This window comes from Pseudomonas sp. 1121_17 (genome assembly GCF_052850745.1).
Genome location: NZ_VXCX01000003.1, coordinates 267,159 through 293,399, shown reverse-complemented (window position 1 = coordinate 293,399; position 26,241 = coordinate 267,159). Strand labels below are relative to the sequence as shown.

The window sequence follows — 26,241 nt, the reverse complement described above, 5'->3', positions numbered from 1 at the left end:
GACAATGAAGGATCTGCCTCAGCGCGAACCCACAGCCGGCACCGGCAAAGGTGTGCTGTACCTGCAGTTTCGCCTCAATGACCAGCGCTTCGCTCTGGATGTGCGTGAGGTGGTGGAAGTGCTGGCACTGCGTACGCTCAAGCCTATCGCTCAGGCGCCGGGGTGGGTGCGCGGGATTCTCAGCCATCGTGGTGCGCTGATCCCGGTGATCGACCTGGCCGCGCTGAGCTTTGCCAGGCCGGCCGCAGCACGCACCAGCACGCGGCTGGTGGTGGTGCGTTATCACCCGGCTGCCAGCGCTACAACGCTGCGCCTGGGGTTGATCCTCGAGCAGGCCACCGAGACCCTGCGCTGCCAGCCTGACGAGTTCCAGCCGTATGGCCTGGACAACGTCGAGGCGCCCTATCTGGGCCCGGTGCGCCAGGATGCCCAGGGCATGTTGCAGCGCATCGAGATCGACCAGTTGCTCAGTGACGAGGTCCGTCGCTTGTTGTTCGCGGATCCGCCAGCGCAGGTGCCGGTATGATCGAACAGCAGTTTTTTCGATTCTTGCAAGAGCGCATCGGCCTGGATGTCGAGTCGGTCGGTGCGCCCATGGTCGAGCGTGCCCTGCGTCAGCGCAGTGCTGCGCTGGCAGCCCACGACTTGAACGATTACTGGCTGCTGCTGCAGCAATCGGCGGCTGAACAGCAAGCGCTGATCGAGGCGGTGATCGTCCCGGAAACGTGGTTTTTCCGTTATCCCGAGTCGTTTGCCGCGTTGGCCAGCCTCGCGCACAAGCGCCTGGCCGAACTGGCCGGTGTGCGGCCGCTACGCATTCTCAGCCTGCCGTGCTCGACCGGCGAAGAGCCCTATTCGATAGCCATGGCGTTGCTCGACAGCGGCATGAGCGCCGCCGCGTTCAGTGTCGATGGGCTGGACATCAGCCCCAACTCGGTCGACCGTGGACGCCAGGCGCTGTACGGGCGCAATTCGTTTCGTGGCAGTGATGTGGCCTTTCGCGAGCGGCACTTCAGCGATACCGGTGAGGGCCATCAGTTGCACGAGCGAGTCTGCCACCAGGTCGATCTGCAGGTCGGCAACGTGCTTGATCCAGCCCTGGCTAGTCGCAACGGGCATTATGACTTCGTCTTCTGTCGCAACCTGCTGATCTACTTCGACGTGCCCACCCAGCGCCGGGTGTTTGCGGTGCTCAAGCAATTGCTGCATGCCCAGGGTGTGCTGTTCATTGGCCCCGCCGAAGGCAGCCTGTTGGCGCGCCTGGGCATGCGGCCATTGGGCATCCCGCAGTCGTTCGCCTATGTGCGCCAGCCGGAACAAGCCGTGCCCGTAGTTACCCGGACGCCTGCACGGCCGGCCCTGGTGTCTGCGCCATGGAGCCAGCCGCCTGTGCCGCGTAGCTTGCCGCCAGCGCCGCGGCACGTGCGCTCAGCGCCCGCCCCGTCGATGGTGGCCATTGCCGGGCAGGCCGGCGAGAGCGAGCTGCTGGCGCAAATCGCCCGCCAGGCCAACGCTGGTGACAGCCAGGCCGCGCTGGCCAGTTGCGAGCGCTACCTGCGCCAGTTCGAACCCAAGGCGCAGGTGTATTACTGGCTGGGCCTGCTCAGCGACACCGCAGGCGACAGCCACAACGCCATTATTCATTACCGCAAGGCCGTGTACCTCGAGCCGCAACACCCCGAGGCGCTGCTGCAGCTGGCCACGCTGCTCGCCGCACAAGGCGATGAGGCCGGTGCGCGGCGTCTGCAGGAACGCGCCGCGCGGGCCGGTCGGGAGCCGCAACGATGAGCGAGATGCATGAGCTGCTGCTGGTCAGCGAAGACCACGCGCCGATCGACGACTGCTGGAATCGCATCGGCGTGCATGGCAACAAACAATGCCCTTTGCTTGAACAGCATATTCACTGCCGCAACTGTGAAGTGCATGCCGCAGCCGCCACGCGCCTGCTCGATCGCTACGCCCTGCAGCAGGACGAAGCGCCTGTCGCAGCCGCGCCGCTGACCGAATGCACCGGGCGTTCGATGCTGGTGTTCCGCCTGGGTGAAGAATGGCTGGCGCTGGCGACTGCCAGCCTCGCCGAGATCGCTCCGGTGCAATCCGTGCATTCCCTGCCGCATCAGCGCTCGCGGGTACTGCAAGGTGTGGCCAATGTGCGCGGCGCCCTGGTGCCGTGCCTGTCACTGGCCGCGCTGCTGGGAGCCGACAGCCTGCCGGCCAGCCCCATCAATGGTCGGGTAATGCCACGCATGCTGATTCTGGCCGCCGAAGGCGGGCCGGTAGTTGCTCCAGTGGATGAAGTCGATGGCATCCATCGGCTTGATATCGATGCCTGTGAAGACAGCCAGGACACTGCGCGCTTCACCGCCGCAGTGCTGCAGTGGCGCGGGCGCAGCGTGCGCGTACTGGATTCGACCCACTTGCTGTCTGCTGTCAAGCGGAGCCTGTCATGACCCCTGAGCAAATGCGTGATGCGTCTTTGTTGGAGCTGTTCAGTCTGGAGGCCGAAGCCCAGACCCAGGTGCTCAACACTGGCCTGATTGCGCTCGAGCGCAACCCGACCCAGGCCGATCAGCTCGAAGCCTGCATGCGTGCCGCGCACTCGCTCAAAGGCGCGGCGCGGATCGTCGGCGTCGATGCCGGGGTGAGCGTTGCCCACGTCATGGAAGACTGCCTGGTCGCGGCCCAGGAAGGCCGGCTGCGTTTGCGTGGCGAACACATCGATGCCTTGCTGCAAGGCACCGACCTGCTGATGCGCATCGCCACGCCGGGCGATGCCGCCGGTGAGCTGGCAGTGCCGGGCTTTGTCGCACAGATGGCGACGTTGCTCGACCCCGCTGCTGCGTTCAGCGCGGCGCCACAGGTGGTTACCCCCGCAGTGAGCGAACCGCTGTTGGCCGCGCCGTCAGTGGCTAGCGCCGATGTGCTCGTCCTGGCAGCCGAGGCGCAAGCCGATGTCGAGCCTGCACCGCGGCCAGGCAAACGCAGCAGCCAGACCGGCGAGCGAGTATTGCGGGTGACCGCGGATCGCTTGAACAGCCTGCTCGACCAGTCCAGCAAGTCGCTGGTGGAAACCCAGCGGCTCAAGCCCTACCTAGCCAGCCTGCAGCGGCTCAAGCGCATGCACGGGCAGGGCATGCGTGCCCTCGACGGGCTGAAGAGCCAGCTTGAGAGCAGCGGCCAGAGCCCTGAAGTACTCGATGCGCTGGCCCAGACCCAACGCCTGCTCGGCGAAACCCAGGCCATCCTGCAACAGCAAGCAGCCGAGCTCGATGAGTTCGGCTGGCAAGCCAGCCAGCGCGCGCAAAACTTGTATGACACGGCGCTGGCCTGCCGCATGCGGCCGTTCGCCGATGTGCTTACCGGGCAGAGCCGGATGGTTCGCGATCTGGGCCGCTCACTGGGCAAACAGGTGCAATTGCAGATTGAGGGCGAGAAAACCCAGGTCGATCGCGATGTCCTGGAAAAACTCGAAGCGCCGCTGATTCACCTGCTGCGCAACGCCGTCGACCATGGCATCGAACTGCCCGAACGACGCCTGTTGGCGGGCAAGCCCAGCGATGGCGTGATCCGCCTGCGTGCATCCCACCAGGCTGGGATGCTGATTGTCGAGCTGAGTGACGATGGCGCCGGCATCGACCTTGAGCGGCTGCGCTGCAGTATTGCCGAACGGGCCTTGTCACCGGCCGAGACCGTGGCGCAGATGAGCGAAGCCGAGCTGCTGACGTTCCTGTTCCTGCCCGGTTTCAGCATGCGCGATCGGGTCACCGAGGTGTCCGGTCGCGGGGTGGGGTTGGACGCAGTGCAGCATATGGTGCGCGAGCTACGCGGCTCGATCGAGCTGACCCAGGTTGCTGGCCAAGGCTGTTGCTTCCAACTGCAGGTGCCGCTGACCTTGTCGGTGGTGCGCAGCCTGGTGGTTGAGGTCGGCGGCGAGGCGTATGCCTTTCCGCTGGCGCATATCGAGCGCACCCTCGACGTGCCCGCCGAGGCCATCGTCCAGATCGAAGGGCGTCAACACTTCTGGCACGAGCAGCGCCATATCGGCCTGGTCTCGGCCAATCAGTTGCTCAATCGCCCGCAAGGGCAGGGCGATGAGCGCAGCCTGCGGGTTGTGGTCATTCGCGAGCGCGATCAGTTATACGGGATTGCCGTCGAGCGCCTGATCGGCGAGCGCGTACTGGTGGTGATGCCGCTCGATGCGCGCCTGGGCAAGGTTCAGGATATTTCTGCCGGAGCGTTGCTCGACGATGGCTCGGTGGTACTGATCGTCGACGTCGAAGACCTGCTGCGCTCGGTGGAAAAGCTGCTGACTACCGGCCGCCTGGAGCGCATCGAACGCAACGGCGCCAGTGCCAAGGGCGTCAGCCGCAAGCGCGTGCTGGTGGTGGACGACTCGCTGACGGTGCGTGAGCTGCAACGCAAGCTGCTAAGCAATCGCGGCTACGACGTGGCCGTGGCGGTGGACGGTATGGATGGCTGGAACGCCCTGCGCGGCGATGACTTCGACCTGCTGATAACCGATATCGACATGCCGCGCATGGATGGCATCGAACTGGTCACCCTGGTGCGCCGCGACCAGCGCCTGCAAGGCTTGCCGGTGATGGTGGTGTCGTACAAGGACCGTGAAGAAGACCGCCGGCGTGGCCTGGATGCCGGCGCCGACTACTATTTGGCAAAGGCCAGCTTCCACGATGACGCGTTGCTGGATGCAGTGGTCGAGTTGATCGGAGGTGCACAAGGATGAAAATTGCCATCGTCAACGACATGCCCCTGGCCGTCGAGGCGCTGCGCCGGGCGCTTGCGCTGGAGCCAGCGCATGAGCTGATCTGGGTCGCCGGCAATGGCCAGGAGGCGGTCGAGCGCTGCGCCGAACAGACTCCTGACTTGATTTTGATGGACCTGATCATGCCGGTGATGGACGGCGTCGAGGCAACCCGGCGAATCATGGCGGCAACGCCCTGCGCTATCGTCATCGTCACGGTCGACCGCAAGCAGAACGTGCACCGCGTGTTCGAGGCCATGGGCCACGGCGCGCTGGATGTAGTCGATACGCCGGCGCTGGGCGCGGGTGATCCGCGCGAAGCGGCCGCGCCATTGTTGCGCAAGATCCTCAATATCGGCTGGCTGATCGGCCAACAGCGCACTTCGGCGCCAAGCAACGTGCCCACCGCTGTGCGCGAAGTCTCGCAGCGTACCGGCCTGGTGGCGATTGGTTCGTCTGCTGGCGGCCCGGCCGCGCTTGAAGTTTTGCTCAAGGGCCTGCCCAAGCAGTTTCCGGCGGCCATCGTGCTGGTGCAGCATGTGGACCAAGTGTTTGCCGCAGGTATGGCCGACTGGCTCAGCAGTACCTGCGGCCAGGTCGTACGGCTTGCCCGCGAAGGCGAGCCGCCGCAGGCCGGGCAGGTATTGCTGGCAGGCACCAACCACCATATCCGCTTGCTGAAAAACGGCCAGCTCGCCTACACCGCCGAGCCGGTCAATGAAATCTACCGGCCCTCGATCGATGTGTTTTTCGAGAGCGTGGCCCGCTATTGGAATGCGCCCGGCGTGGGCGTTCTGCTCACCGGGATGGGCCGCGATGGCGCCCAGGGTTTGAAGATGATGCGCCAGCAGGGCTTTCTGACCATTGCCCAGGACCAACAGAGCAGTGCTGTATATGGTATGCCCAAGGCCGCTGCGGCGATTGATGCAGCGATGGAGATCCGCCCGCTCGAGCGCATTGCCGGGCGATTGACGGAGTTTTTTACCAAATGACATCAGCAATTGAGTCACACCGCCTGGACGGTCGTGATCAGGTGAACAGGCATGATTGATCTACCAAGCGCAGGTCTTGTGACCGCCAACGAAAATTCGGCGATGGTGCTGCTGGTGGACGATCAGGCAATGATCGGCGAAGCGGTGCGGCGTGGGCTGGCCCATGAAGAGAATATCGACTTCCACTTCTGTGCCGATCCGCATCAGGCCATCGCCCAGGCCATGCGCATCAAGCCGACGGTGATCCTCCAGGACCTCATCATGCCGGGCCTGGATGGCCTCACCCTGGTGCGCGAATACCGCAACCACCCGGCCACTCAGGACATCCCGATCATCGTCCTGTCGACCAAGGAGGACCCGTTGGTCAAGAGCGCCGCGTTTGCCGCCGGGGCCAATGATTATCTGGTCAAACTGCCGGATACCATCGAGCTGGTGGCGCGGATTCGTTACCACTCGCGCTCCTACATGACCCTGTTGCAGCGCGACGAGGCGTATCGCGCACTGCGCGTCAGCCAGCAGCAACTGCTCGACACCAATTTGATGCTGCAGAGCCTGATGAACTCCGATGGCTTGACCGGTTTGTCCAACCGCCGCCACTTCGACGAGTACCTGGAACTGGAGTGGCGCCGGGCCATGCGTGAGCAGCAGCAACTGTCGCTGTTGATGATCGACGTCGACTACTTCAAGGCCTTTAACGACAGCTTCGGCCATCTTGCCGGCGACGAGGCGTTGCGCCAGGTGGCTGCGGCGATTCGCAGTTCATGCTCACGGCCAAGCGACCTGCCGGCGCGCTACGGCGGCGAAGAGTTCGCCCTGGTGCTGCCTAACACCTCGCCGGGCGGCGCCCGCCTGATTGCCGAAAAACTGCGCCAGTCGGTCTACGGCCTGGGCATCGCCCACACCGCACCCGAGGCCGATGCGCGGCTGACCGTGAGCCTGGGCATCGCCACCCTGACCCCGGCTATCGGTAGCCATTGCCGGCAACTGATCTCGGCCGCCGACAAAGGGCTGTACCTGGCCAAGAACAATGGGCGCAATCAGGCCGGTATTGCCTGATAAGCGCCTTGCGCCTGCCCGGCGGGTCTGCCGTCGTGGCTCGGACTGGTTTATACTCACCGGCTTTTCACCGAATTCGCGCGAGTAGCCTGCCCAATGGAAATCCAACCGATCCTCAACACCATCAAAGACCTCACCGAACGTTCCGAATCGATTCGGGGGTATCTTTGACTACGATCTGAAAGCTGAGCGCCTGATCGAAGTCAACCGCGAGCTGGAAGACCCGGCCGTGTGGAACAAACCCGAGTACGCCCAGGAGCTGGGCCGCGAGCGCGCCATGCTGGCGCAGATCGTCGGCACCCTGGACGAGATGTCCAGTGGCCTGGCCGATTCGCGCGAGCTGCTCGACATGGCCGTCGAAGAAAACGACGAAGCGGCGGTCAACGACGTTGTCGAAGTGCTCGAAGGTCTCGAAGAGTCCCTGGCCAAGCTCGAATTCCGTCGCATGTTCAGCGGCGAGATGGACATGAACAACGCCTACCTGGATATCCAGGCCGGTTCCGGCGGTACCGAAGCACAGGACTGGGCCAACATCCTCCTGCGCATGTACCTGCGCTGGGCCTCCAAGCGTGGCTTCGACGCCACCATCATGGAGCTGTCCGAAGGTGAAGTCGCCGGCATCAAAGGCGCCACCGTGCACATCAAGGGCGAGTACGCGTTTGGCTGGTTGCGTACCGAGATTGGCGTTCATCGACTGGTGCGCAAAAGCCCGTTCGACTCCGGCGCGCGTCGCCACACCTCGTTCTCGGCAGTGTTCGTCTCGCCCGAGATCGACGACAAGGTCGAGATCGACATCAACCCGTCCGACCTGCGTATCGACACCTACCGCTCCTCGGGTGCCGGTGGTCAGCACGTCAACACCACCGACTCGGCGGTCCGGATCACTCACGTGCCGACCAACACCGTGGTCAGCTGCCAGAACGAACGTTCCCAGCACGCCAACAAGGACACCGCCATGAAAATGTTGCGGGCCAAGTTGTACGAGCTGGAGATGCAAAAGCGCAGCGCAGCCTCGCAGGCTCTGGAAGACAGCAAGTCGGACATCGGCTGGGGTCACCAGATTCGCTCGTACGTGCTCGACGCGTCGCGAATCAAAGACCTGCGCACCAACATCGAACGCAGCGACTGCGACAAGGTGCTGGACGGCGATATCGACGAATACCTCGAAGCGAGCCTCAAGCAAGGCCTGTAACTTCTCGGCTGCTGAGCTGGCGCAAGACCCTCGCCTGCGGGCGAGGGCAATGAATCCTTGATGGAAAATCTGACGACATGAGCGATCTCAAACTCGACCCGCAAGACCTGCAACAGGAAGAAAACACCCTGATCGCGCTGCGCAAGGAAAAACTTGCCGCCGAGCGTGCCAAGGGCCAGGCCTTCCCCAACGACTTCCGTCGCGACAGCTACTGCAGCGACCTGCAGAAGCAATATGTCGACAAGACCAAGGAAGAGCTGGAAGCTGCAGCGATCCCGGTCAAGGTTGCCGGTCGTATCATGCTCAACCGTGGCTCGTTCATGGTTATCCAGGACATGACCGGGCGCATCCAGGTCTACGTCAACCGCAAGACCCTGCCGGAAGAGACCCTGGCTGCGGTCAAGACCTGGGACCTGGGCGACATCATTGCCGCCGAAGGCACCCTGGCGCGTTCCGGCAAGGGCGACCTGTACGTCGAAATGACCAGCGTGCGTCTGCTGACCAAATCGCTGCGTCCGTTGCCGGACAAGCATCACGGCCTGACCGACACCGAGCAGCGCTATCGCCAGCGCTACGTCGACCTGATGGTCAACGAAGAGACCCGCCACACCTTCCGTGTGCGTTCGCAGGTGATCTCGCACATCCGCAGCTTCCTTGCCAAGCGCGATTTCCTCGAAGTGGAAACGCCGATGCTGCAGACCATCCCAGGCGGTGCGGCAGCCAAGCCCTTCGAAACCCACCACAACGCGCTGGACATGCAGATGTTCCTGCGGATCGCGCCTGAGCTGTACCTCAAGCGTCTGGTCGTGGGTGGCTTCGAGAAGGTCTTCGAGATCAACCGCAACTTCCGTAACGAAGGTGTTTCGACCCGGCACAACCCCGAGTTCACCATGCTCGAGTTCTACCAGGCCTACGCCGACTACGAAGACAACATGGACCTCACCGAAGAGCTGTTCCGCGAGCTGGCGCAGCTGGTGCTGGGCAGCACCGACGTGCCTTACGGCGACAAGGTGTTCCACTTCGGCGAGCCGTTCGTGCGCCTGTCGGTGTTCGACTCGATCCTCAAGTACAACCCCGAGCTGACCGCCGCCGACCTGCAGGACGTCGACAAGGCCCGCGCGATTGCCAAGCAGGCAGGTGCCAAGGTGCTCGGCCATGAAGGCCTGGGCAAGCTGCAAGTGATGATTTTCGAAGAGCTGGTCGAGCACAAGCTGGAGCAGCCGCACTTCATTACCGAGTACCCGTTCGAAGTGTCGCCGCTGGCCCGCCGCAACGACGCCAACCCGAACGTCACCGACCGCTTCGAGCTGTTCATCGGTGGCCGTGAAATCGCCAACGCCTACTCCGAGCTCAATGATGCCGAAGACCAGGCCGAGCGCTTCCTGGCCCAGGTGGCGGAGAAGGATGCCGGTGATGACGAAGCCATGCACTACGACGCCGACTTCGTCCGTGCGCTGGAATACGGCATGCCGCCGACTGCCGGTGAAGGCATCGGCATCGACCGCCTGGTGATGTTGCTGACCAACTCGCCGTCGATCCGTGATGTGATCCTGTTCCCGCATATGCGCCCACAGGGCTGAGCGGGTTTACACTTCTGGATTGCAGGGGCTGCTACGCAGCCCTTTCGCGACACAAGGCCGCTCCTACATCGATCGCGCAAGCATTCAAGCCATGCGCGGGCCCTGTAGGAGCGGCCTTGTGTCGCGAAAGGGCCGCGTAGCGGCCCCGTGCTGATCGCGCCAGGCGCATATGAGCCGCACACTTCCCTCATGAGGTATTCAGCGTGAACCCAGCAATCGCCGAACAAGGCGCAGCCGGCGTAGCCAGCGCCGTTGCTGAAAGCGTGCAGTACCAAGGGCGCAAGACCAGTCGCCAGGGCAGTGAACAACGCCGCCAGCTGATTCTCGACGCAGCGATGCGCATCGTCGTCCGCGATGGCGTGCGCGGCGTGCGCCACCGCGCCGTGGCTGCCGAGGCCGGTGTGCCGCTGTCGGCCACCACCTACTACTTCAAGGACATCGAAGACCTGCTCACCGACACCTTTGCCCAGTACGTCGAGCGCAGCGCCGACTACATGGCCAAGCTGTGGGCGACCAGTGAAGGGGTGTTGCGCCAGTTGCTCGCGCAGGACGATGGCAGCGCCGCATCACGGACGCGGCTGGTCGATGAAATCGCGCGGATGACCGCCGACTACGTCAGCCGGCAACTGAGCAATCGGCGTGACTTTCTCATGGCCGAGCAGGCTTTCCGCCAGGAGGCCTTGCTCTGCCCGCGGCTGGCCGAGCTTGTGCGCGCGCACGAACGGATCCTCGCGCAAGGCGCGCGGCAGATGCTCCAGGTAATCGGCTCGCATCATCCCGAGCAGGACGCACAGATGTTGACGGCGATTATCGAGCAGATGGAATATCAAGGCCTGCTTGAACAAACGAACAGGCAGGCCGATGGGCAGATGCTCGCTATTCTTACCCGCTACCTGCACCTGGTGCTGGCATCGGTCTGAGCTGCGAGCGGTTTGCGCTGTCACTGATCTATCTAGGAGAGCCTGATGAAAGCCTGGCGTATGGTGTTGTTGACGTTGTCATTCCTGATGCTGGGCGGTTGTCTGGTGACCTTTGGCGACCCGCTGCCGGCCAACCAGACCGCACCCAAGGCGTTACTGGGCAAGTGGAGCAGCAAGGATGCCTGGGGCGAGCCGCTCACGCTGAGCATCAGCCGCGCGGCTGGCAACAGCTACAAGGCGTTTGCCACAGCCAAAGGCAAGCCGGCTGAAGACTACGTGTTTACCGTGGCCCGTCATGGCAGCCGCTGGTACCTGTCGGCCGGGGTGCCCAAGCGCCTGGGCGGCAACTTCCTGATTGGCGGCTTCGAGGTCAGCGCCGACGGCAAGGAACTGGTGGTGTACAACCTGGACGTCGATCAGGTGCACGAGGCGCTCACGCGCAAGGAACTCAGCGGGCGCAGTATCGAGGTGCCGGAAGACAACGGTCCGGGCGTGTTGATCGACAGCCCGACCGAGCGAGTGCTGGCCTACCTGGATGACCCGGCCAACTCTGACCTGTTCGTCGAAGTGGCGCGCTTCCAGCGCGTCGGCAAGTAATAGCCGCTACAAGGAATTAGCCGTGGACGAGTATCAGCAGACCATTCGCGCGTTGTCCGACCGCATTGTCGTGGCGCAGACGCCGATCCGCGTGCTCGATGCGGTGAAGTGGGACGACAACATCCGCCAGGCCTTCATCAACGGCAAGGGCAAAGAGCCGCCTGCCGTGGACCGCGCCTATTACCAGTCGCGCCCCCTGGGCTTCGATTCGAGTGCATTGAAGGCCGAGTTTCAGAGCATCGAGCGCGACATCACTCGCCAGCTGGGCCAGTTCAACCCGGTCGGGCAGATCATGCGGCGCATGTGCCGCGAGTACCGCATGGTGGTGCGCATGCTGGAAGCGCGCGGCACCGAGGACTTCGGCCTGATTTCGCAGGAGCTGTATGGTGCAGCTTCCGATGCGTTTCATGCCGGCGACCCGACCCTGGCCGACCTTGGCTTGATGCTTTCTGATTACCTGAACAACATCGATGGCCGCGGCGATCTCAAGGACGAGCCGAAGAACCTTACTGCCAAGCAAGCGGTGGATATCCTCCAGCGCCGGCTGAATACGGTGTTCGGTGAGGCCGAAGGCACCATCCGCGTGTTCGAGTCCGACGGTATCGTCGCCGATGCAGCGGCGGGCGCCGACTACATCAAGGTGCGTGCCGATGCCATGTTCAACAGCCGTGATGTGCGTGCGCTGGAGGTTCATGAAGGACTGGTGCATGTTGGTACCACGCTCAACGGGCTTAACCAGCCGATCTGCACCTTCCTCGCCAAGGGACCGCCGTCGTCGACTGTGACTCAGGAAGGCCTGGCCATCCTTATGGAAGTGATCGCCTTTGCCTCGTACCCGAGTCGCCTGCGCAAGCTGACCAACCGCACTCGTGCCATTCACATGGTCGAGCAGGGCGCCGACTTCATGCAGGTGTATGAGTTCTTCCGTGGCCAGGGCTTCGAGATCGGCCAGAGTTACAGCAACGCCAGCCGAGTGTTCCGCGGCTCGGTGCCGAACGGCTTGCCATTCACCAAGGACTTGTCCTACCTCAAGGGCTTCATCATGGTTTACAACTACATTCAGTTGGCCGTGAAGAAGGGCAAGCTTGAGCAGATCCCGTTGTTGTTCTGCGGCAAGACCACTCTGGAGGACATGCGTACGTTGCGCCAGCTGGTCGAGGAAGGCCTGGTCGAACCGCCCAAGTACCTGCCCGAGCAGTTCCGCGACCTGAATGCGCTGTCTGCCTGGATGTGCTTCTCCAACTTCCTCAACCACCTGAGCCTTGATCGCATTGAAGCCGACTACGCGAACATTCTGTAAAGGCTTGGCCCTGACCCTGGCCCTGACCCTCGGCGGCTGCAGCAGCCTACTGTTCTATCCCGAGCCGGGCCAGGCATTCACCCCCGAGCGGGCCAAGCTGGCCTATCGCGATGTGACCCTGACCACTAGCGATGGCATGCGCCTGCACGGTTGGTGGCTGCCGGCCAAGGATGGCGTCGAGGTCAAGGGTACGGTGCTGCACCTGCACGGCAACGGCGGCAACCTGCCTGGGCACCTCGGCGGCAGCTACTGGCTGCCGGAGCAGGGCTTCCAGGTGTTGATGATCGACTATCGCGGTTATGGCCTGTCCGAAGGCAAGCCAAGCCTGCCTGAGGTGTACGAAGACATAGCTGCGGCCATGAGCTGGCTTGAACGGGCGCCTGAGGTGCAGGGCAAACCACTGGTGCTGCTGGGGCAGAGCCTGGGCGGAGCGATGGCGATTCATTACCTGGCGGGCCACCCTGAGCAGCGTCAGCGCTTCAGTGCGCTGGTGTTCGATGGTGTGCCGGCCAGTTATCGCTCGGTCGGGCGATACGCGCTGGGTACCGGTTGGCTGACCTGGCCGCTGCAGGTGCCGCTGTCATGGCTGGTGCCCGACGGCGACAGCGCGATCCGTTCGATCGAGCGCCTGGACAGCCCGCCGAAGTTGTTTTTCCACAGCATCGACGATGCCCTGGTGCCGCTGGAAAACGGTCTGGATTTGTACCGTCATGCGCCACCACCACGGGTGTTGCAACTGACCCGCGGCGGCCACGTGCAGACCTTTGCCGACCCGACCTGGCGCCAGGTGATGATCCGCTTCCTGGATGATCCGACCCATTTCAACGGCCTGCGGCGCTTGGCCGAAGTGCCTAATTTCCCTGATGAGAAGAACAAGCAATGAGTGAAGAACGCAACGCCATCCCGCTGATTCTGACCGGCGTCGGTAGCATCATCGTGACGGTAGGGGCCCTCTGGTATTACGGCTACCTGCATTTTGCCAAGCCTGAGGATGCCCTGTTGCTGCAGGACTTCACCATGCTCAAGACGGTGCCGGGCGAGGATTACAAGGTCTCGCTGGAGCCTGCGGCGCAGGTGGCGCAGTGCATGGATGGGGTGTTGGTATTGATCGATATGCAGCAGAAGGGCCTGACCGGTGTGCTGGTCGACAACCGCAAGCGTGCGGTGCGCTGTGTTGGCGAGGAGACGCCGCAGCAAGTGCAGTGAATCGCATTGGGGCCGCTGCTCGGCCCCAGCAACTCTGTCCCCGCCAAAGCAGGGCACAAAAAAACCGCGTGAGCCCAAAGGCTTCACGCGGTTTTTGTTTGTCGCGACGGGGCTGACACGCAGCCCCGCTCACAACCCTTACTGGTTGGCAGCAGTACGCGGCGCAACCGGCTGGTTGTCGTTGGAAATGGTTACTTCCACACGACGGTTCTGGGCACGGCCGGAGTTGCTGGTGTTGTCAGCAACCGGGTATTCCTTGCCATAGCCCTGCGAGACGATACGCGCTGGATCTACACCGGCACGTACCAGGGCCATGCGCACAGCGCCAGCACGACGCTCGGACAGGCTCTGGTTGTAGCTGGCCGAACCGACGCTGTCGGTGTAGCCCTCGACAATCACTTTACGCTCTGGGTTTTCAGCCAGGAACTGCGCCAGCTTGGTCACGTTCGGCAGGGCGCTGCTCTTCAGTTCAGCCTTGTTGAAGTCAAACAGCACGTCGCCGAAGGTTACCAGGGTGCCACGGTCGGTCTGTTTGGCGTTGAGGCTGTCCTGCAGCTTCTTGATCTGGGCGTCACGGGCATCCAGGCGAGCCTGGGCACGTTGCGCCGAAGCGTTTTTCAGCTCGCCTTCAGCAGCGCGCAGGGCGATGGTCTGCTTGGCGACTTCAACGCGCTGGCTGGTCAGGTAGGCCAGCTGGTCGACTTTCTTGGTGTCTTCGCGATCCATGTAGGCCTTGTCGGCCTTGTTCAGCCAGTCCTGCGCGTCCTTGGTCTCAAGGGCGGCCAGTTTGGTCGACTGTGGATCGCTCTGCAGCGCCGAGAAGCTGGTGCGAGCAGACTCGAGGTTGGCGTTTGGATCATGCGAGCAAGCAGCAAGGCCAACACTCAGGGCCAGCAGGGCGGGGATCATGACGTAGTTGCGCATAGTGTTCTTCCTTTAATCAGTAACGAAGGCTGGGGGAGGCGGGCAGGCTTATTCAGCGCTGCGCAGGCCTTCCTCACGCAGTTCCTGGACGCCTTGGCGGGAGTCCTGCACAGCTTTTTGCGCTTTGGCAGCCTGTGCCTTGCGCTCTGCTACGCGGGCGTCCCACTCAGCCTGCTCGGCGAGCACCTTGGCTTCTTCGTACTTTTTGTCGTGCATGGCAATTTCAGCTTTCTTGAACTTGTCCTGCGCCGCTTTCATTTCCACTGCAGCGAACTCGGTACCGCCGGAGCTCACCGCCGCGTTGACCGCAGATTGGGTCACGGCGTACTGCTCGGTTGGCGGCTTGCCGGCGCAACCAGCGAGGACAAACGTGCTGCCCAGGGCCAGCGCGGCCAGTTTCAGGCCATGCATGCGGGTGAAGGATGTTGGCATAGTGCGGCTCTTCATGTTGGTCAGCTCCATTGGATCACTCCTGATGACAATGTCCGTGGCAGTCCATCGCTCGTTCCCTGACAGTGCGCGCTTCAGCTGAACTGTGCACTACCACTGTGTGCAGGGTTTTAGCGTGATGGCTATTGGCTCGGACTGGAGCGTTTTTCGAATAGTTCCGAAAAAAATAGCAAGCCGTTACAAGTATTTTCTGACTGAACGGTCAGCGAGAAACTGCGGAACTTTCAGCTCGCGAAGGGGTAGGGCAGGGTAACTGCGGCGGGGCGCACGGGCCCCCCCGCGGTCGTCAGCGCGTTATTTGGCAGGGTCTTGATCGGTGCTTGCGAGCGTCTGCAGATGCTGCCGCGACAGGGCCAGAAATCGCGGCGTAGAGCCTACGTCTTCATACATGGGGTCGCCTTGCTCATCGGTGGCAATGACCTGCCGGCCCTGCACATAGGGGAAGCTCGCTTCAAGCTCTTCGAGGGCCGAGGCGACCAGTTCGCCAAGCAGTTCTTCGGCGGTGCGTTTGGGGAACATATCGATCAGCGCGGCCAGGCGCGCCTCCGATTCCAGGTCCAGATGCAGGATGTGGCTGGTTGGGCTCAGGCTGCCTGCGGCGTTCTGTTCCCAGTGTTGGGCGAGTTCGCGGATTTTCATGTTGACCTCTGTGCAGCTTGGATAGGGCGTGATGCCATGCACTGATTGGGAGTGACACTGCTCAACTTTAGTTGCTTTGGCTGTGCCAGGCTTGCCTTGAGCGCGCTGCTGTGGGCACTCTTGGGGCTGCTGGTTCCTGAATGGATGCGCGGACGAGCCGCGCTGGAGAAAGGCCTGATGACCGATATCGATGTACGCTTGCGTGAGGATGTCCATCTGTTGGGGGAACTGCTGGGTGAAACCATTCGCCAGCAGCATGGCGATGCGTTTTTGCAGAAGATCGAAGCCATCCGCCACAGCGCCAAGGCTGACCGCCGCGGCGCGGCCGAGCAGCTCAGCTCGACCCTCGACGACCTCGCCGATGACGAGCTGTTGCCGGTGGCGCGGGCATTCAACCAGTTTCTCAACCTGGCCAACATCGCCGAGCAGTATCAGCTCATCCACCGCCGCGCTGGCGACCAGCCCGAGCCGTTCGAGAGCCGGGTTTTGCCCGAGCTGCTGGCCCGCCTGAAGCAGGAAGGGCACAGCGACGATGCCCTCGCCCGGCAATTGGCCAAGCTCGATATCCAACTGGTGCTGACCGCGCACCCAACCGAGGTCGCGCGGCGCACCCTGATCCAGAAATACGACGCCATCGCCGCGCAATTGGCCGTGCAGGATCACCGCGACCTGACCCCCGCCGAGCGCGAGCAGGTGCGCGACAAGCTGCGCCGATTGATCGCCGAGGCCTGGCACACCGAGGAAATCCGCCGCACCCGGCCGACCCCGGTGGACGAAGCCAAATGGGGCTTCGCAGTCATCGAACATTCACTGTGGCAGGCCGTGCCCAGCCATCTGCGCAAAGTCGACAAAGCGCTGTTTGAGGCAACCGGCCTGCGCCTGCCGCTGGAGTCGGCGCCGGTCCGTTTCGCCTCGTGGATGGGCGGTGATCGTGATGGCAACCCCAACGTCACCGCCGCCGTGACCCGCGAGGTGCTGCTGCTGGCGCGCTGGATGGCAGCGGACCTGTTCCTGCGTGATATCGACAGCCTGGCCGCTGAACTGTCGATGCAGCAGGCCAGTGCTGAACTGCTCGAACAGGCAGGCGAGGGCGCTGAACCCTATCGCAGTGTTCTCAAGCAGCTACGCGAGCGCCTGCGTGCGACTCGCAGCTGGGCCCAGGCCGCACTGACCAGCAACCAACCACCTGGTGCCCAGGTGCTCAGCGACAACCGCCAACTGCTCGACCCGCTCGAGCTGTGCTACCGCTCGCTGCACGAGTGCGGCATGGGTGTGATTGCCGATGGCCCGCTGCTCGACTGCCTGCGCCGCGCCGTCACCTTTGGCTTGTTCCTGGTGCGCCTGGACGTGCGCCAGGACGCCGCTCGCCATCGCGATGCGATGAGCGAGATCACCGACTACCTCGGCCTTGGCCGTTATGCCGACTGGGATGAAGAGCAGCGCATCGAATTCCTCCAGGCTGAACTGAAAAATCGCCGGCCGTTGCTCCCGGCCCATTTCAAGCCCCAGGCCGAGACCGCCGAGGTCCTCGATACCTGCCGCGAGGTGGCCGCCGCGCCGGCTGCGTCACTTGGCTCTTACGTCATTTCCATGGCCGGCGCGGCGTCTGATGTGCTGGCCGTGCAACTGCTGCTCAAGGAAGCCGGCCTGACCCGGCCAATGCGCGTGGTGCCGTTGTTCGAGACCCTGGCCGACCTGGACAACGCCGGGCCGGTCATGCAGCGCCTGCTCGGCCTGCCGGGTTACCGCAGCGGCCTGCGCGGCCCTCAGGAAGTGATGATCGGTTACTCCGACTCGGCCAAGGACGCAGGCACCACGGCCGCGGCCTGGGCGCAGTATCGCGCCCAGGAAACCCTGGTGCAGATCTGCCGCGAGCATCAGGTCGAACTGCTGCTGTTCCACGGCCGTGGCGGCACCGTCGGCCGCGGCGGTGGCCCGGCCCATGCGGCGATCCTGTCGCAGCCACCCGGCTCGGTCGCCGGGCGCTTCCGTACCACCGAGCAGGGCGAGATGATCCGCTTCAAGTTCGGCTTGCCGGGCATCGCCGAGCAGAACCTCAACCTGTACCTGGCCGCCGTGCTCGAAGCCACCCTGCTGCCGCCACCGCCGCCTGAGCCGGCCTGGCGCGAGGTGATGGACCAACTCGCCGCCGATGGCGTCAAGGCCTACCGCGGGGTGGTGCGCGAGAACCCTGACTTCGTCGAGTACTTTCGCCAGTCGACTCCCGAGCAGGAGCTGGGCCGTCTGCCGCTGGGCAGTCGCCCGGCCAAGCGCCGCGCGGGCGGTATCGAAAGTCTACGGGCAATCCCATGGATCTTCGGTTGGACGCAGACACGGCTGATGCTGCCGGCCTGGCTCGGTTGGGAAAGCGCCCTGAACAACGCTTTGGCGCGCGGCCAGGGTGAGCTGTTGGCGCAGATGCGCGAGCAGTGGCCGTTCTTCCGCACCCGTATCGACATGCTCGAGATGGTCCTGGCCAAGGCCGACGCGCAAATTGCCGAGGCCTACGACCAACGTCTAGTGCAACCCGAGCTGCTGCCATTGGGTGCGCACCTGCGCGACCTATTGTCGCAGTCATGCCAGGTGGTATTGGGCCTGACCGGGCAGCCGGTGCTACTCGCACACAGCCCTGAGACCCTCGAGTTCATTAGCCTGCGCAACACCTATCTGGACCCGCTGCATCGCCTTCAGGCCGAGCTGCTGGCGCGCTCGCGCAGCCGTGAAGCCGCTCTGGACAGCCCGCTGGAGCAGGCGCTGCTGGTCACTGTGGCAGGGATTGCCGCCGGCCTGCGCAACACCGGTTAGGGCGCCACCAAAGGAGGCTCAGGTGGGCGGGGGCGGGCTATGATAGTGCACGGCGGAACAGGGTTGCACCGAGGGCAACCCTTGCCAGGGCAGGTCGCAAGTGGCGGTTTATCGCAACTTTGGGACGCTTGTCTGGTCGCCGGGCGCTGTGTATCTTGATCAGCCTTTTGACCGATTTTCTGGTCGACACCTGATTTTCCGGACTTGGCCCTGACGCCGACTCCGTTGATTTGCATAAAAAAATATGAGGAGCACAAGATGCGCGTAATTCTGCTGGGAGCTCCCGGGGCCGGTAAAGGTACTCAGGCAAAATTCATCACCGAAAAGTTCTCGATCCCACAGATCTCCACCGGCGACATGTTGCGTGCCGCAGTGAAGGCTGGCACCCCTCTGGGCATCGAAGCCAAGGCGATCATGGACGCTGGCAAGCTGGTCTCCGACGAGCTGATCATCAACCTGGTCAAGGACCGTATCGCCCAGCCAGACTGCGCCAACGGTTTCCTCTTCGACGGCTTCCCGCGCACCATCCCGCAGGCTGAAGCGCTGGTCACTGCCGGCGTCGAGCTGGACGCTGTGGTCGAGATCGCCGTGGAAGACGAAGAGATCGTTCAGCGCATTGCTGGCCGTCGCGTCCATGAGGGCTCGGGTCGCGTCTACCACGTGGTCTACAACCCGCCGAAGGTTGCCGGCAAAGACGACGTGACTGGCGAAGATCTGGTCCAGCGTAAAGACGACACCGAAGAAACCGTGCGTCATCGCCTGTCGGTCTACCACGACCAGACCAAGCCATTGGTCAACTTCTACCAGAAGCTTGGTGCTGCCAATGGCAAGCCGAAGTACAGCCACATCGAAGGTGTCGGCTCGGTTGAAGCAATCACTGCCAAGGTCCTCGCAGCCCTGAGCTGATCGTTACCTTGCATAAGACAACGGCCCGCTTGCGGGCCGTTGTCGTTTATACTGGCGCTCTTTTTCTTGCGTCTGGAAACCCGTTCGATGACCACCTTGCTGGCCCTGGATACCGCCACCGAAGCCTGTTCCGTTGCATTGCTGCATGACGGCAAGGTCACCAGCCACTATGAGGTCATCCCGCGTCTGCACGCGCAAAAGCTGCTGCCGATGATCAAGCAGTTGCTGGCCGACGCGGGCGTGGCGCTGAGCGCTGTCGACGCCATCGCCTTCGGTCGCGGCCCTGGCGCCTTCACCGGCGTGCGCATTGCCATTGGCGTTGTCCAGGGCCTGGCCTTCGCTCTGGAGCGGCCGGTGCTGCCGGTTTCCAACCTCGCCGCGCTGGCCCAAGGCGTGTTGCGTGAGCGTGGCATCGCTCAGGTTGCCGCAGCCATCGATGCGCGCATGGATGAAGTCTACTGGGGCTGCTATCAGGCCACTGCTGGCGAGATGCGCCTGGTTGGCCGCGAAGCGGTGCTGCCGCCGGAGCGTGTAGCGCTGCCGGATGGCAGCAGCGGCGACTGGTTCGGCGCCGGCACTGGCTGGGCTTACCACGAGCGCCTGGCGGTACCGGTCAGCGCCATGGACACCAGCCTGCTGCCCAGCGCGCTCGATGTGCTGAGCCTGGCCGGATTTGCCTGGGCCCGCGGTGAAGCGGTCGCCGCCGACCAGGCGCAACCGGTTTATCTGCGCGATAACGTGGCCACGCCCAAGGCGGTTTAAGCGGCGGTTCGTCGGCTGGTTACTTTTGCGCTAAACCTTTGGTGAGAACTGTGGTCCAGTTATCACAAGGGCATTAGCGATGGATCTCTGATGCTGCTAAATTGCCATCATTGATCCTGAGTGTTCATTTCATGCGTATCGACGGCTTTTCACCGCAGTCCTATCCGATCAAGCGCGCACCGCGCAAGGCACCGGTGCGTGACGAAGCAGTCGAAGATGCCGAGCTGATCGAAGAGTCCGAGGTCGCGCAGGAAACCCGCACTCGCCGCAGCGCGGGTGGCTTGCCCGCCCGCCAGCAGGACATGGTCTTCCCCCGCGCCCGCGACCGGCGCACTGCAACCGCTCTGGCCAGCTACATGGCGACTGCAGGATTCACCGATTGGGATATGGAAGTGTTGGGGCTTGATCTGTACATTTGATGGATGAAGCGATCGCCCCTACCGTACTTTCTTGGTTGCCCGTCCTGGAGAGAAAGCGCCTGGCGCGACTATCTCTACCCCGCCGATGCCCGCGTTACTGATTACCTCGCGCTGTACAGCCAGGTCTTCAACGCCGTCGAAGGCAATACCACCTTTTATGCCAGCCCGGCACTGTCCACGGTAGAACGCTGGGCGCAAATCATGCCGCCCGGCTTTCGCTTCACCGCCAAATTCCCGCGTGAAGTCAGCCATGGCGGTGATCTGCGTGAGCAACTTGAGGCAGCGTTGGCCTTTACTCGGCTGATGGCGCCGCTGGGTGGGCGGGTCGCGCCGTACTGGCTGCAGTTGCCGGCCACGTTTGGCCCTTCGCGGTTGCCCGAGCTTGCGTACTTTCTGCAAGAGATCGGCGTGCCGGTTGCAGTCGAGGTGCGTAACGACGCCTTTTTCGCTCGCGGCGAAGAGGAGCGGTCGCTCAATCGTCTGCTGCATGGCATGGGTGTCGAGCGCATTTGCCTGGACTCGCGTGCGTTGTTCAGCTGCACCTCACGCGCGCCTGCAGTGTTGCATGCGCAGAGCAAGAAGCCTCGCGTACCGGCGCGTCCGGCTGCTTTCAGCCAGCACCCACAGGTGCGCTTCATCGGCCAGCCTGAAGTGATTGGCAACGAGCCGTTCCTGACGCCATGGGTGAGCAAGGTCGCCGAGTGGATCGAAGCCGGCCTGAGCCCTTATGTGTTTCTGCATACCTCCGACAACCAGCAGGCGGCGGCCTTGGCTCAGCATTTTCACCAGCGCTTGAGCGAGCGTCTGCCGGGGTTGCCAGCACTGGCGGAATTGCCACGAGCGCCTGAGGTCGAACAGCTGGGTCTACTCTGACCACTCGTCAATCTGCCGGAGCCTGTGATCATGGATGTACAAACCCTGCGAGCTGAGGCCTTCAAGGCGCTGCATGAGCGTGACGGTGCCTTTATCATGGCCAATCCCTGGGACGCCGGCTCGGCCAAACTCCTGGCCAGCATGGGCTTCGAAGCGCTGGCGAGCACCAGTGCCGGCCTTGCCTTCAGCCTCGGCCGCGCCGATGCCGAGGGTGCGCTGAGCCTGGACGATACCTTGCATAACGCCCGCGCCATCGTCGATGCGACCGCCTTGCCAGTCGCCGCCGACCTGGAAAACGGCTTTGGCGACTTGCCTGAAGACTGCGCCCAGGCGATCCTGCGCGCGGCCGAGGCGGGCCTGGTGGGCGGCTCGATCGAAGACGCCACTACCCGCAGCGATGCCCCCATCTATGACATGGGCCTGGCCGTGGAGCGGATCCGTGCCGCCGCCCAGGCCGCGCGTAGCCTGCCGTTCACCTTCACCCTGTGCGCCCGCGCGGAAAACCTGCTGCATGAGCGGATGGACCTCGACGACACTATCCTGCGCTTGCAGGCCTACGCCGAAGCGGGGGCCGATGTGCTCTACGCACCAGGCCTGCGCAGCGCCGACGAAGTGCGCGCGGTGGTGCAGGCGCTGGCACCCAAGCCGGTCAACGTGCTGATGGGCCTGGCTGGCGTGCCATTGAGCGTCAACCAGCTGCAGGACCTCGGCGTGCGCCGCATCAGCGTCGGCTCGTCACTGGCCCGCGCGGCCTTTGGCGCGCTGCAGCGGGCAGCGCTGGAAATCCGCGAGCAGGGCACCTTCAGCTACGCCGAGCAGAGCATGCCGTTTGCTCAGCTCAACGATCTGTTCCGTCGCTAAGCCTTGATGCGCTGGCTCGGTTGGCTGCTGTTCATCCTCTCTCTGGCGGCGGCGCAAGCCTGGTACCTGGGCTGGCGCCCGCCTGCCGCCTGGAACCCATGGGCAGCGCTCGACGTACGCCAGCCGCCGAACTGGTTGACCGCGTACAAGCTGTCGCGGCTGCGCCAGGATCCAGCCCTGTGCGAACAAGCCCTGCAAAGCTCCGGCCTGCGTTATCGCGCCCAGGCCGACAGCCCAGACAGCGCGCGCTGCCCGTTGAGCAATGTGTGGCGGGTTGAGGCAGGCCAGGCCAGCCTGAGTAGCAGTTTCCTCGCCAGCTGCCCGCTGGCGGTGGCCTATGCCTTGTTCGAGACCCATGGCTTGCAGCCGGCCGCGCAGCGCGTGTTTGGCCAGCCGGTGACAAGGGTCGAGCACCTTGGCAGCTTTGCCTGTCGCAATGTGTACAACCGCAAGGAAGGGCGCCTGAGCCAGCATGCGACGGCCAACGCCCTCGATATCAGCGCTTTTCAGCTCAAGGATGGCCAGCGCATCGTGCTGGCGCAGGACTGGCAGGTTGGCGGACAAAAGGCTGAGTTTCTGCGCGAGGTGCGCAAGGCTGCATGTGCCAGCTTCAGTACGGTACTAGGGCCGGATTACAACGCCGCTCACCACAATCACTTCCACTTTGATATGGGCGTCTGGCAGGTCTGCCGTTAGGCGTGTACGCGCACGTTGTTCAGCACCACCGGGCCTGCCCAGTGCATGTCGAACTCAAGGTCGTGCTGCTGCAGTGTCAGGGTCGGCTGATCGAACGGCTCCGGCGCCGGGTCGAGCAAGTCCATGTCGAATTCGGCAATCGGCAGGTACAGCGGGCGCGGCGCGGGTGCAGCGCCAGGCGTTGGCAGCAGCTGGCCCTGGTGCATGACGACCGGGCGTAACCAGCTGTTGTTGAGGTCCAGATCGCGCTGCTGCTCGATCATCTCAGCGGCGCTGAAAGGCTCGGGCGCAGGTTCGAGCAGTGCGGCTTCAAGCTCCGCCTTGGGCAGAAACAGCGGCTCGGGTGGCTTGACCTCGGTGTCGCTGACCTGACAGCTACGCTGTAGGTCGATCAATGCCAGGGCGCGGGCGCCGCCGGTGGGCTCACCACTGACTTGGTCATGCTGCTGCAGCGCCTGGCTGACCGGGTCCACTTCGACAGCACTTTGGTCGGCCATCGCTCGGGCGAAGAAATCCTGCCACAGATGGCTGACGCCACCGAGTGCCTGGGTATTCTGCCGACCGTAGTTGCCGACAGGCGACAGGTAGGTCAAGCCGATGGGAAGAGTGTCTGTCATGGCAGTCGCGGCGGTTCAGCTCTGGCACAATAGCGGATACTGCGTGTATCGGCCGTGGCCGGGGTTTCATTAATTTTTTCAGGTGCAGGATCGGATGGTAGAGCAAGAGCAGGGCACGGGCATCACAGTCGAGGCGTTGGCGCCCGAGTACCAGGCCCAGGCGCAGCAGTGGGCTATGCAACTGGGATTGCCGCTGAACGATGACAGCGCCGCCGTGGCGCTGCAGATCGGCACAGACGGCCTGCAACTGCAGCAGCTCGGGGCGCAGGCGCCAGGGCCGGTACGGGTCGACTTCGTCGAAGGTCAAGCCGCGCACCGGCGCCTGTTTGGCGGCGGCAGCGGGCAGATGATCGCCAAGGCGGTCGGCGTGGCCCAGGGCGTGCGCCCGCAGGTACTGGATGCCACTGCCGGCCTGGGCAAGGACGCCTTCGTGCTGGCCAGCCTCGGTTGCCAGCTTACCCTGATCGAGCGCCAGCCGCTGGTAGCCGCGTTGCTCGCCGACGGCCTGCAGCGCGCCCGCGACGACCATGAGGTCGGGCCCATCGTCGAGCGCATGCGCTTGCTGGTCGGCAACGCCATCGACACCATGCACGCCTGGCAAGGGGAGCCACCCCAGGTGATCTACCTCGACCCGATGTTTCCCCATCGAGAGAAGACCGCGCTGGTGAAAAAAGAGATGCGTGTGTTCCGCCCGCTGGTGGGCGACGACCTCGATGCTCCGGCGTTATTGGCTGCCGCGCTGGCACTGGCCAGCCATCGCGTAGTGGTCAAGCGCCCGCGCAAGGCGCCGATCATTGACGGGCCCAAGCCCAGCCACAGCCTGGAAGGCAAATCGAGCCGCTACGACATCTACCCGAAAAAAGCCCTCAAGGCCTAAGGCGCGTACGCCCGCACAAACAGCTCGACTACCTCGCGCACGTGCGCCTCGGCTTCTGCGCCTACCAACGGCGGCGCGCAACCGAGCAGCAAGCGGTAATCCGGCGCGCCCTTGATCAGGCAGAAGAAGTGCTCGGCGGCCCGCAACGGGCTGCCGATCGCGAGCAGGCCGCGCTCGGCGGCGTTGCGCAGCAGCGCTTCCATCTCGGCAAGAATCAACTTCGGCCCGGCTTCATAGAAGTACTGGCCAAAGCCTGGGTCCTGGCTGCCCAGCGCCATGATCAGGCGGCTCAGCTTGACCGACTCGTCACTGCTGATCAGCGCATGGAAGTTACGCGCGATATTCAGCAGCACCTGGTCAATCGGCACTCCGGCGGGCAACTCGAAGATAAGCTCTGGCAGTTGGCTTTGGCAGGTCGCCATCACCGCCGAGCCGAACAGGGTCTGCTTGTCGGTGAAATGGCTGTAGACCGTCAGTTTTGAAACACCTGCCGCCGTGGCGACCGCATCCATGCTGGTGTTGGCGTAGCCAAGGCTCAGGAATAGCGCTTTGGCAGCTTCAAGGATGGCCTCGCGTTTGGCCAGGTCCTTCGGCCGGCCAGGGCCGATGGGTGCGTCGTTTGGCATCAGGGTCTGCATCTTGGTGAACAGGAAGCCATCTTACCGGTTCAAAGGCGCTACGGCTGTAGCGGGCGATTAATCGTTGCTGGCCGAGCAAGCTCCGTTCGTCGATTCCATTGACCGACGCACAGATGAAGGTCTCTGAACAGATACCCATCGCTGGGAGCGAGGTACTGGTCCGGTCTGCCAATCCTGACGCCGAAGCCAAGCGCTAGGGTGCAGCGCCGCGCCGGTTCAACACCGGCGCGGGGCACAGTTCGGCTTTGGATTGGCGCATGACTGCCCGTTGTTCTGTAGGCGGCGCTCAAGTCACGCGCGATAAGGTGTACCGCAAGTCAAAGGGGGTTGGGATGGCGCGGCTGCCGATAATCGGGGTGACTGCCTGTAGCTACACAGTCGGCCCACATGCGGTGCAACTGAATGATGACAAAAATGCCCGTGCAGTGATAACAGCTGCCCAGGGGCTGCCGTTGATCCTGCCAATGTTTCCGGAGCTGCTGAACATCCCGGATATTCTCGATGCTGTGGATGGTCTGCTCTTTACCGGCTCACCGTCCAACATCGAACCCCATCATTATGACGGCCCCCCATGCCCACCCGGCACTCAGCTTGATGCTGCGCGCGACCATCTGACCCTGCGACTCTGGCCCGCCGCAGTCGAGGCAGGGGTGCCTGTGCTCGGCGTGTGTAGAGGGTTCCAGGAAATGAACGTGGCTTATGGCGGCACACTTGTTCAACAACTTCATCAGCCTGGTGTGGAGCACGAACCGCCGAGCAATGAACCGATCGAAAACCAGTATGCGCCGGCCCATCAGCTTACGGTAAGGCCGGGGGGTTTGCTGGAGGGGTTGGGATTCCCCGAAGTGATCGAGGTCAATTCGGTGCACGGACAGGGGATCGAGAGGGTCGGTAATGGACTGCGTATCGAAGCCGTGGCCAGAGATGGTCTGGTGGAGGCGTTGTCAGTACAGGGCAGTCGTTCGTTTGCTCTCGGCGTGCAGTGGCACCCAGAATGGCAGGTCATGTTCTATCCGCACTATCTTGCAATTTTCAAGGCATTCGGTATGGCCTGTCAGGCTCGCGCGGCACAACGACTCCGGCGATCATAGTCGGCCGTTTTTCGCTTTCGATCAGTTCATCTACCGAACAGAGTTGAACAACGATGAATCGGCCGCTTGAAGCGTCGT

27 protein-coding genes are annotated in these 26,241 nt (G+C 63.3%); 22 read left to right on the top strand and 5 right to left on the bottom strand.

The annotated features are described in order from the left end of the window. The first annotated feature begins 4 nt into the window (after positions 1–4). The 13 genes from FW789_RS08935 (at position 5) to FW789_RS08875 (ending at position 13,605) form a co-directional block, all read left to right on the top strand. Entirely contained in the window at positions 5–526 is a 522-nt protein-coding gene (locus FW789_RS08935; RefSeq protein ID WP_411563221.1) for a chemotaxis protein CheW, read from the top strand. Beyond that, positions 523–1,788 (top strand): CheR family methyltransferase, encoded by a 1,266-nt coding sequence (locus FW789_RS08930; protein ID WP_446431345.1) that lies wholly within the window; start codon positions 523–525, stop codon positions 1,786–1,788. Before FW789_RS08935 ends, FW789_RS08930 begins: the two co-directional genes overlap by 4 nt. Continuing rightward, positions 1,785–2,450, top strand: a complete 666-nt coding sequence (locus tag FW789_RS08925) for a chemotaxis protein CheW (protein ID WP_103436288.1) — start codon at positions 1,785–1,787, stop codon at positions 2,448–2,450. Before FW789_RS08930 ends, FW789_RS08925 begins: the two co-directional genes overlap by 4 nt. Then, positions 2,447–4,744 (top strand): hybrid sensor histidine kinase/response regulator, encoded by a 2,298-nt coding sequence (locus tag FW789_RS08920; RefSeq protein ID WP_411562094.1) that lies wholly within the window; start codon positions 2,447–2,449, stop codon positions 4,742–4,744. The genes FW789_RS08925 and FW789_RS08920 overlap by 4 nt, the downstream gene beginning before the upstream one ends. Next, the gene (gene cheB, locus FW789_RS08915) at positions 4,741–5,754 is read left to right on the top strand and encodes a chemotaxis response regulator protein-glutamate methylesterase (RefSeq protein WP_186697640.1); all 1,014 of its coding nucleotides are present in this window, start codon (positions 4,741–4,743) and stop codon (positions 5,752–5,754) included. Before FW789_RS08920 ends, cheB begins: the two co-directional genes overlap by 4 nt. Before the next feature lie 51 nt (positions 5,755–5,805). Beyond that, the gene (locus FW789_RS08910) at positions 5,806–6,810 is read left to right on the top strand and encodes a response regulator (protein WP_103436291.1); all 1,005 of its coding nucleotides are present in this window, start codon (positions 5,806–5,808) and stop codon (positions 6,808–6,810) included. Positions 6,811–6,906: 96 nt separating this feature from the next. After that, a protein-coding gene (prfB, locus tag FW789_RS08905) for a peptide chain release factor 2 (RefSeq protein ID WP_101317151.1) occupies positions 6,907–8,002 on the top strand; the annotation gives its coding sequence in 2 pieces (ribosomal slippage) (positions 6,907–6,978 and positions 6,980–8,002; 1,095 coding nt in all). Positions 8,003–8,079: 77 nt separating this feature from the next. Beyond that, complete coding sequence (gene lysS, locus FW789_RS08900; RefSeq protein WP_103436292.1) at positions 8,080–9,582, top strand: lysine--tRNA ligase; 1,503 nt, start codon at positions 8,080–8,082, stop codon at positions 9,580–9,582. 215 nt (positions 9,583–9,797) lie between these two features. Then, entirely contained in the window at positions 9,798–10,502 is a 705-nt protein-coding gene (locus FW789_RS08895; protein ID WP_186697877.1) for a TetR family transcriptional regulator, read from the top strand. Positions 10,503–10,547: 45 nt separating this feature from the next. Next, positions 10,548–11,099: a hypothetical protein gene (locus FW789_RS08890; protein WP_103436293.1), complete on the top strand. Its 552-nt coding sequence runs from the start codon at positions 10,548–10,550 to the stop codon at positions 11,097–11,099. Between the two features lie 22 nt (positions 11,100–11,121). Beyond that, on the top strand, positions 11,122–12,399 hold the full coding sequence (locus FW789_RS08885) for a flavohemoglobin expression-modulating QEGLA motif protein (RefSeq protein WP_101317158.1): 1,278 nt from the start codon (positions 11,122–11,124) through the stop codon (positions 12,397–12,399). After that, positions 12,371–13,282, top strand: coding sequence for an alpha/beta hydrolase (locus tag FW789_RS08880; protein WP_103436294.1), 912 nt, complete (start codon positions 12,371–12,373; stop codon positions 13,280–13,282). Before FW789_RS08885 ends, FW789_RS08880 begins: the two co-directional genes overlap by 29 nt. Then, positions 13,279–13,605 carry a hypothetical protein gene (locus tag FW789_RS08875; RefSeq protein WP_103436295.1) on the top strand — a complete coding sequence of 109 codons (327 nt, stop codon included), beginning with the start codon at positions 13,279–13,281 and terminating at the stop codon, positions 13,603–13,605. Before FW789_RS08880 ends, FW789_RS08875 begins: the two co-directional genes overlap by 4 nt. Before the next feature lie 138 nt (positions 13,606–13,743). On the opposite strand, the gene FW789_RS08870 is transcribed toward FW789_RS08875, so the two are convergent. From FW789_RS08870 to FW789_RS08860, 3 genes are all read right to left on the bottom strand, one after another. Then, complete coding sequence (locus FW789_RS08870) at positions 13,744–14,529, bottom strand: OmpA family protein (RefSeq protein ID WP_101317166.1); 786 nt, start codon at positions 14,527–14,529, stop codon at positions 13,744–13,746. Between the two features lie 48 nt (positions 14,530–14,577). Continuing rightward, complete coding sequence (locus FW789_RS08865) at positions 14,578–14,991, bottom strand: DUF4398 domain-containing protein (RefSeq protein ID WP_103436296.1); 414 nt, start codon at positions 14,989–14,991, stop codon at positions 14,578–14,580. 282 nt (positions 14,992–15,273) lie between these two features. After that, positions 15,274–15,618 carry a pilin assembly protein gene (locus FW789_RS08860; protein WP_103436297.1) on the bottom strand — a complete coding sequence of 115 codons (345 nt, stop codon included), beginning with the start codon at positions 15,616–15,618 and terminating at the stop codon, positions 15,274–15,276. A gap of 177 nt (positions 15,619–15,795) precedes the next feature. Here FW789_RS08860 and ppc point away from each other — a divergent pair, with 177 nt between their 5' ends. The 7 genes from ppc (at position 15,796) to FW789_RS08825 (ending at position 22,940) form a co-directional block, all read left to right on the top strand. Beyond that, on the top strand, positions 15,796–18,423 hold the full coding sequence (gene ppc / locus FW789_RS08855; RefSeq protein ID WP_207072742.1) for a phosphoenolpyruvate carboxylase: 2,628 nt from the start codon (positions 15,796–15,798) through the stop codon (positions 18,421–18,423). 258 nt (positions 18,424–18,681) lie between these two features. Beyond that, positions 18,682–19,329 (top strand): adenylate kinase, encoded by a 648-nt coding sequence (gene adk, locus FW789_RS08850; RefSeq protein WP_101317175.1) that lies wholly within the window; start codon positions 18,682–18,684, stop codon positions 19,327–19,329. An 87-nt stretch (positions 19,330–19,416) separates the two neighbouring features. Beyond that, positions 19,417–20,091 carry a tRNA (adenosine(37)-N6)-threonylcarbamoyltransferase complex dimerization subunit type 1 TsaB gene (tsaB, locus tag FW789_RS08845; protein ID WP_103436300.1) on the top strand — a complete coding sequence of 225 codons (675 nt, stop codon included), beginning with the start codon at positions 19,417–19,419 and terminating at the stop codon, positions 20,089–20,091. Positions 20,092–20,222: 131 nt separating this feature from the next. Further along, positions 20,223–20,510 carry a hypothetical protein gene (locus tag FW789_RS08840; RefSeq protein WP_101317179.1) on the top strand — a complete coding sequence of 96 codons (288 nt, stop codon included), beginning with the start codon at positions 20,223–20,225 and terminating at the stop codon, positions 20,508–20,510. Between the two features lie 3 nt (positions 20,511–20,513). Continuing rightward, positions 20,514–21,383, top strand: coding sequence for a DUF72 domain-containing protein (locus FW789_RS08835; RefSeq protein ID WP_446431344.1), 870 nt, complete (start codon positions 20,514–20,516; stop codon positions 21,381–21,383). A 30-nt stretch (positions 21,384–21,413) separates the two neighbouring features. Beyond that, entirely contained in the window at positions 21,414–22,244 is an 831-nt protein-coding gene (locus FW789_RS08830) for an isocitrate lyase/PEP mutase family protein (RefSeq protein ID WP_186697650.1), read from the top strand. 6 nt (positions 22,245–22,250) lie between these two features. Continuing rightward, a complete protein-coding gene (locus FW789_RS08825; protein ID WP_446431343.1) occupies positions 22,251–22,940 on the top strand; it encodes an extensin-like domain-containing protein in 690 nt (229 codons plus the stop codon). Here the strand turns inward: FW789_RS08825 and FW789_RS08820 are convergent. Then, positions 22,937–23,557 (bottom strand): energy transducer TonB, encoded by a 621-nt coding sequence (locus FW789_RS08820; RefSeq protein WP_446431342.1) that lies wholly within the window; start codon positions 23,555–23,557, stop codon positions 22,937–22,939. The genes FW789_RS08825 and FW789_RS08820 overlap by 4 nt on opposite strands. Positions 23,558–23,651: 94 nt before the next feature. Here FW789_RS08820 and FW789_RS08815 point away from each other — a divergent pair, with 94 nt between their 5' ends. Further along, positions 23,652–24,434, top strand: coding sequence for a class I SAM-dependent methyltransferase (locus FW789_RS08815; protein WP_446431341.1), 783 nt, complete (start codon positions 23,652–23,654; stop codon positions 24,432–24,434). Here FW789_RS08815 and FW789_RS08810 read toward each other — a convergent pair. Continuing rightward, complete coding sequence (locus FW789_RS08810; RefSeq protein WP_103436305.1) at positions 24,431–25,072, bottom strand: TetR/AcrR family transcriptional regulator; 642 nt, start codon at positions 25,070–25,072, stop codon at positions 24,431–24,433. The genes FW789_RS08815 and FW789_RS08810 overlap by 4 nt on opposite strands. A gap of 332 nt (positions 25,073–25,404) precedes the next feature. Between FW789_RS08810 and FW789_RS08805 the strand changes: the two genes are divergently transcribed. Next, positions 25,405–26,163, top strand: coding sequence for a gamma-glutamyl-gamma-aminobutyrate hydrolase family protein (locus FW789_RS08805; protein WP_103438709.1), 759 nt, complete (start codon positions 25,405–25,407; stop codon positions 26,161–26,163). Positions 26,164–26,241 lie beyond the last annotated feature (78 nt).

Excerpts from the sequence above, each read along its gene's own strand:
- FW789_RS08935 (WP_411563221.1), top strand. The coding sequence starts at position 5 with ATGAAGGATCTGCCTCAGCGCGAACCCACAGCCGGCACCGGCAAAGGT.
- FW789_RS08930 (WP_446431345.1), top strand. The coding sequence starts at position 523 with ATGATCGAACAGCAGTTTTTTCGATTCTTGCAAGAGCGCATCGGCCTG.
- FW789_RS08925 (WP_103436288.1), top strand. The coding sequence starts at position 1,785 with ATGAGCGAGATGCATGAGCTGCTGCTGGTCAGCGAAGACCACGCGCCG.
- FW789_RS08920 (WP_411562094.1), top strand. The coding sequence starts at position 2,447 with ATGACCCCTGAGCAAATGCGTGATGCGTCTTTGTTGGAGCTGTTCAGT.
- cheB (WP_186697640.1), top strand. The coding sequence starts at position 4,741 with ATGAAAATTGCCATCGTCAACGACATGCCCCTGGCCGTCGAGGCGCTG.
- FW789_RS08910 (WP_103436291.1), top strand. The coding sequence starts at position 5,806 with ATGATTGATCTACCAAGCGCAGGTCTTGTGACCGCCAACGAAAATTCG.
- lysS (WP_103436292.1), top strand. The coding sequence starts at position 8,080 with ATGAGCGATCTCAAACTCGACCCGCAAGACCTGCAACAGGAAGAAAAC.
- FW789_RS08890 (WP_103436293.1), top strand. The coding sequence starts at position 10,548 with ATGAAAGCCTGGCGTATGGTGTTGTTGACGTTGTCATTCCTGATGCTG.
- FW789_RS08875 (WP_103436295.1), top strand. The coding sequence starts at position 13,279 with ATGAGTGAAGAACGCAACGCCATCCCGCTGATTCTGACCGGCGTCGGT.
- FW789_RS08870 (WP_101317166.1), bottom strand. The coding sequence starts at position 14,529 with ATGCGCAACTACGTCATGATCCCCGCCCTGCTGGCCCTGAGTGTTGGC.
- FW789_RS08865 (WP_103436296.1), bottom strand. The coding sequence starts at position 14,991 with ATGGAGCTGACCAACATGAAGAGCCGCACTATGCCAACATCCTTCACC.
- FW789_RS08860 (WP_103436297.1), bottom strand. The coding sequence starts at position 15,618 with ATGAAAATCCGCGAACTCGCCCAACACTGGGAACAGAACGCCGCAGGC.
- ppc (WP_207072742.1), top strand. The coding sequence starts at position 15,796 with ATGACCGATATCGATGTACGCTTGCGTGAGGATGTCCATCTGTTGGGG.
- adk (WP_101317175.1), top strand. The coding sequence starts at position 18,682 with ATGCGCGTAATTCTGCTGGGAGCTCCCGGGGCCGGTAAAGGTACTCAG.
- tsaB (WP_103436300.1), top strand. The coding sequence starts at position 19,417 with ATGACCACCTTGCTGGCCCTGGATACCGCCACCGAAGCCTGTTCCGTT.
- FW789_RS08840 (WP_101317179.1), top strand. The coding sequence starts at position 20,223 with ATGCGTATCGACGGCTTTTCACCGCAGTCCTATCCGATCAAGCGCGCA.
- FW789_RS08835 (WP_446431344.1), top strand. The coding sequence starts at position 20,514 with ATGAAGCGATCGCCCCTACCGTACTTTCTTGGTTGCCCGTCCTGGAGA.
- FW789_RS08830 (WP_186697650.1), top strand. The coding sequence starts at position 21,414 with ATGGATGTACAAACCCTGCGAGCTGAGGCCTTCAAGGCGCTGCATGAG.
- FW789_RS08825 (WP_446431343.1), top strand. The coding sequence starts at position 22,251 with ATGCGCTGGCTCGGTTGGCTGCTGTTCATCCTCTCTCTGGCGGCGGCG.
- FW789_RS08820 (WP_446431342.1), bottom strand. The coding sequence starts at position 23,557 with ATGACAGACACTCTTCCCATCGGCTTGACCTACCTGTCGCCTGTCGGC.
- FW789_RS08815 (WP_446431341.1), top strand. The coding sequence starts at position 23,652 with ATGGTAGAGCAAGAGCAGGGCACGGGCATCACAGTCGAGGCGTTGGCG.
- FW789_RS08810 (WP_103436305.1), bottom strand. The coding sequence starts at position 25,072 with ATGCAGACCCTGATGCCAAACGACGCACCCATCGGCCCTGGCCGGCCG.
- FW789_RS08805 (WP_103438709.1), top strand. The coding sequence starts at position 25,405 with ATGGCGCGGCTGCCGATAATCGGGGTGACTGCCTGTAGCTACACAGTC.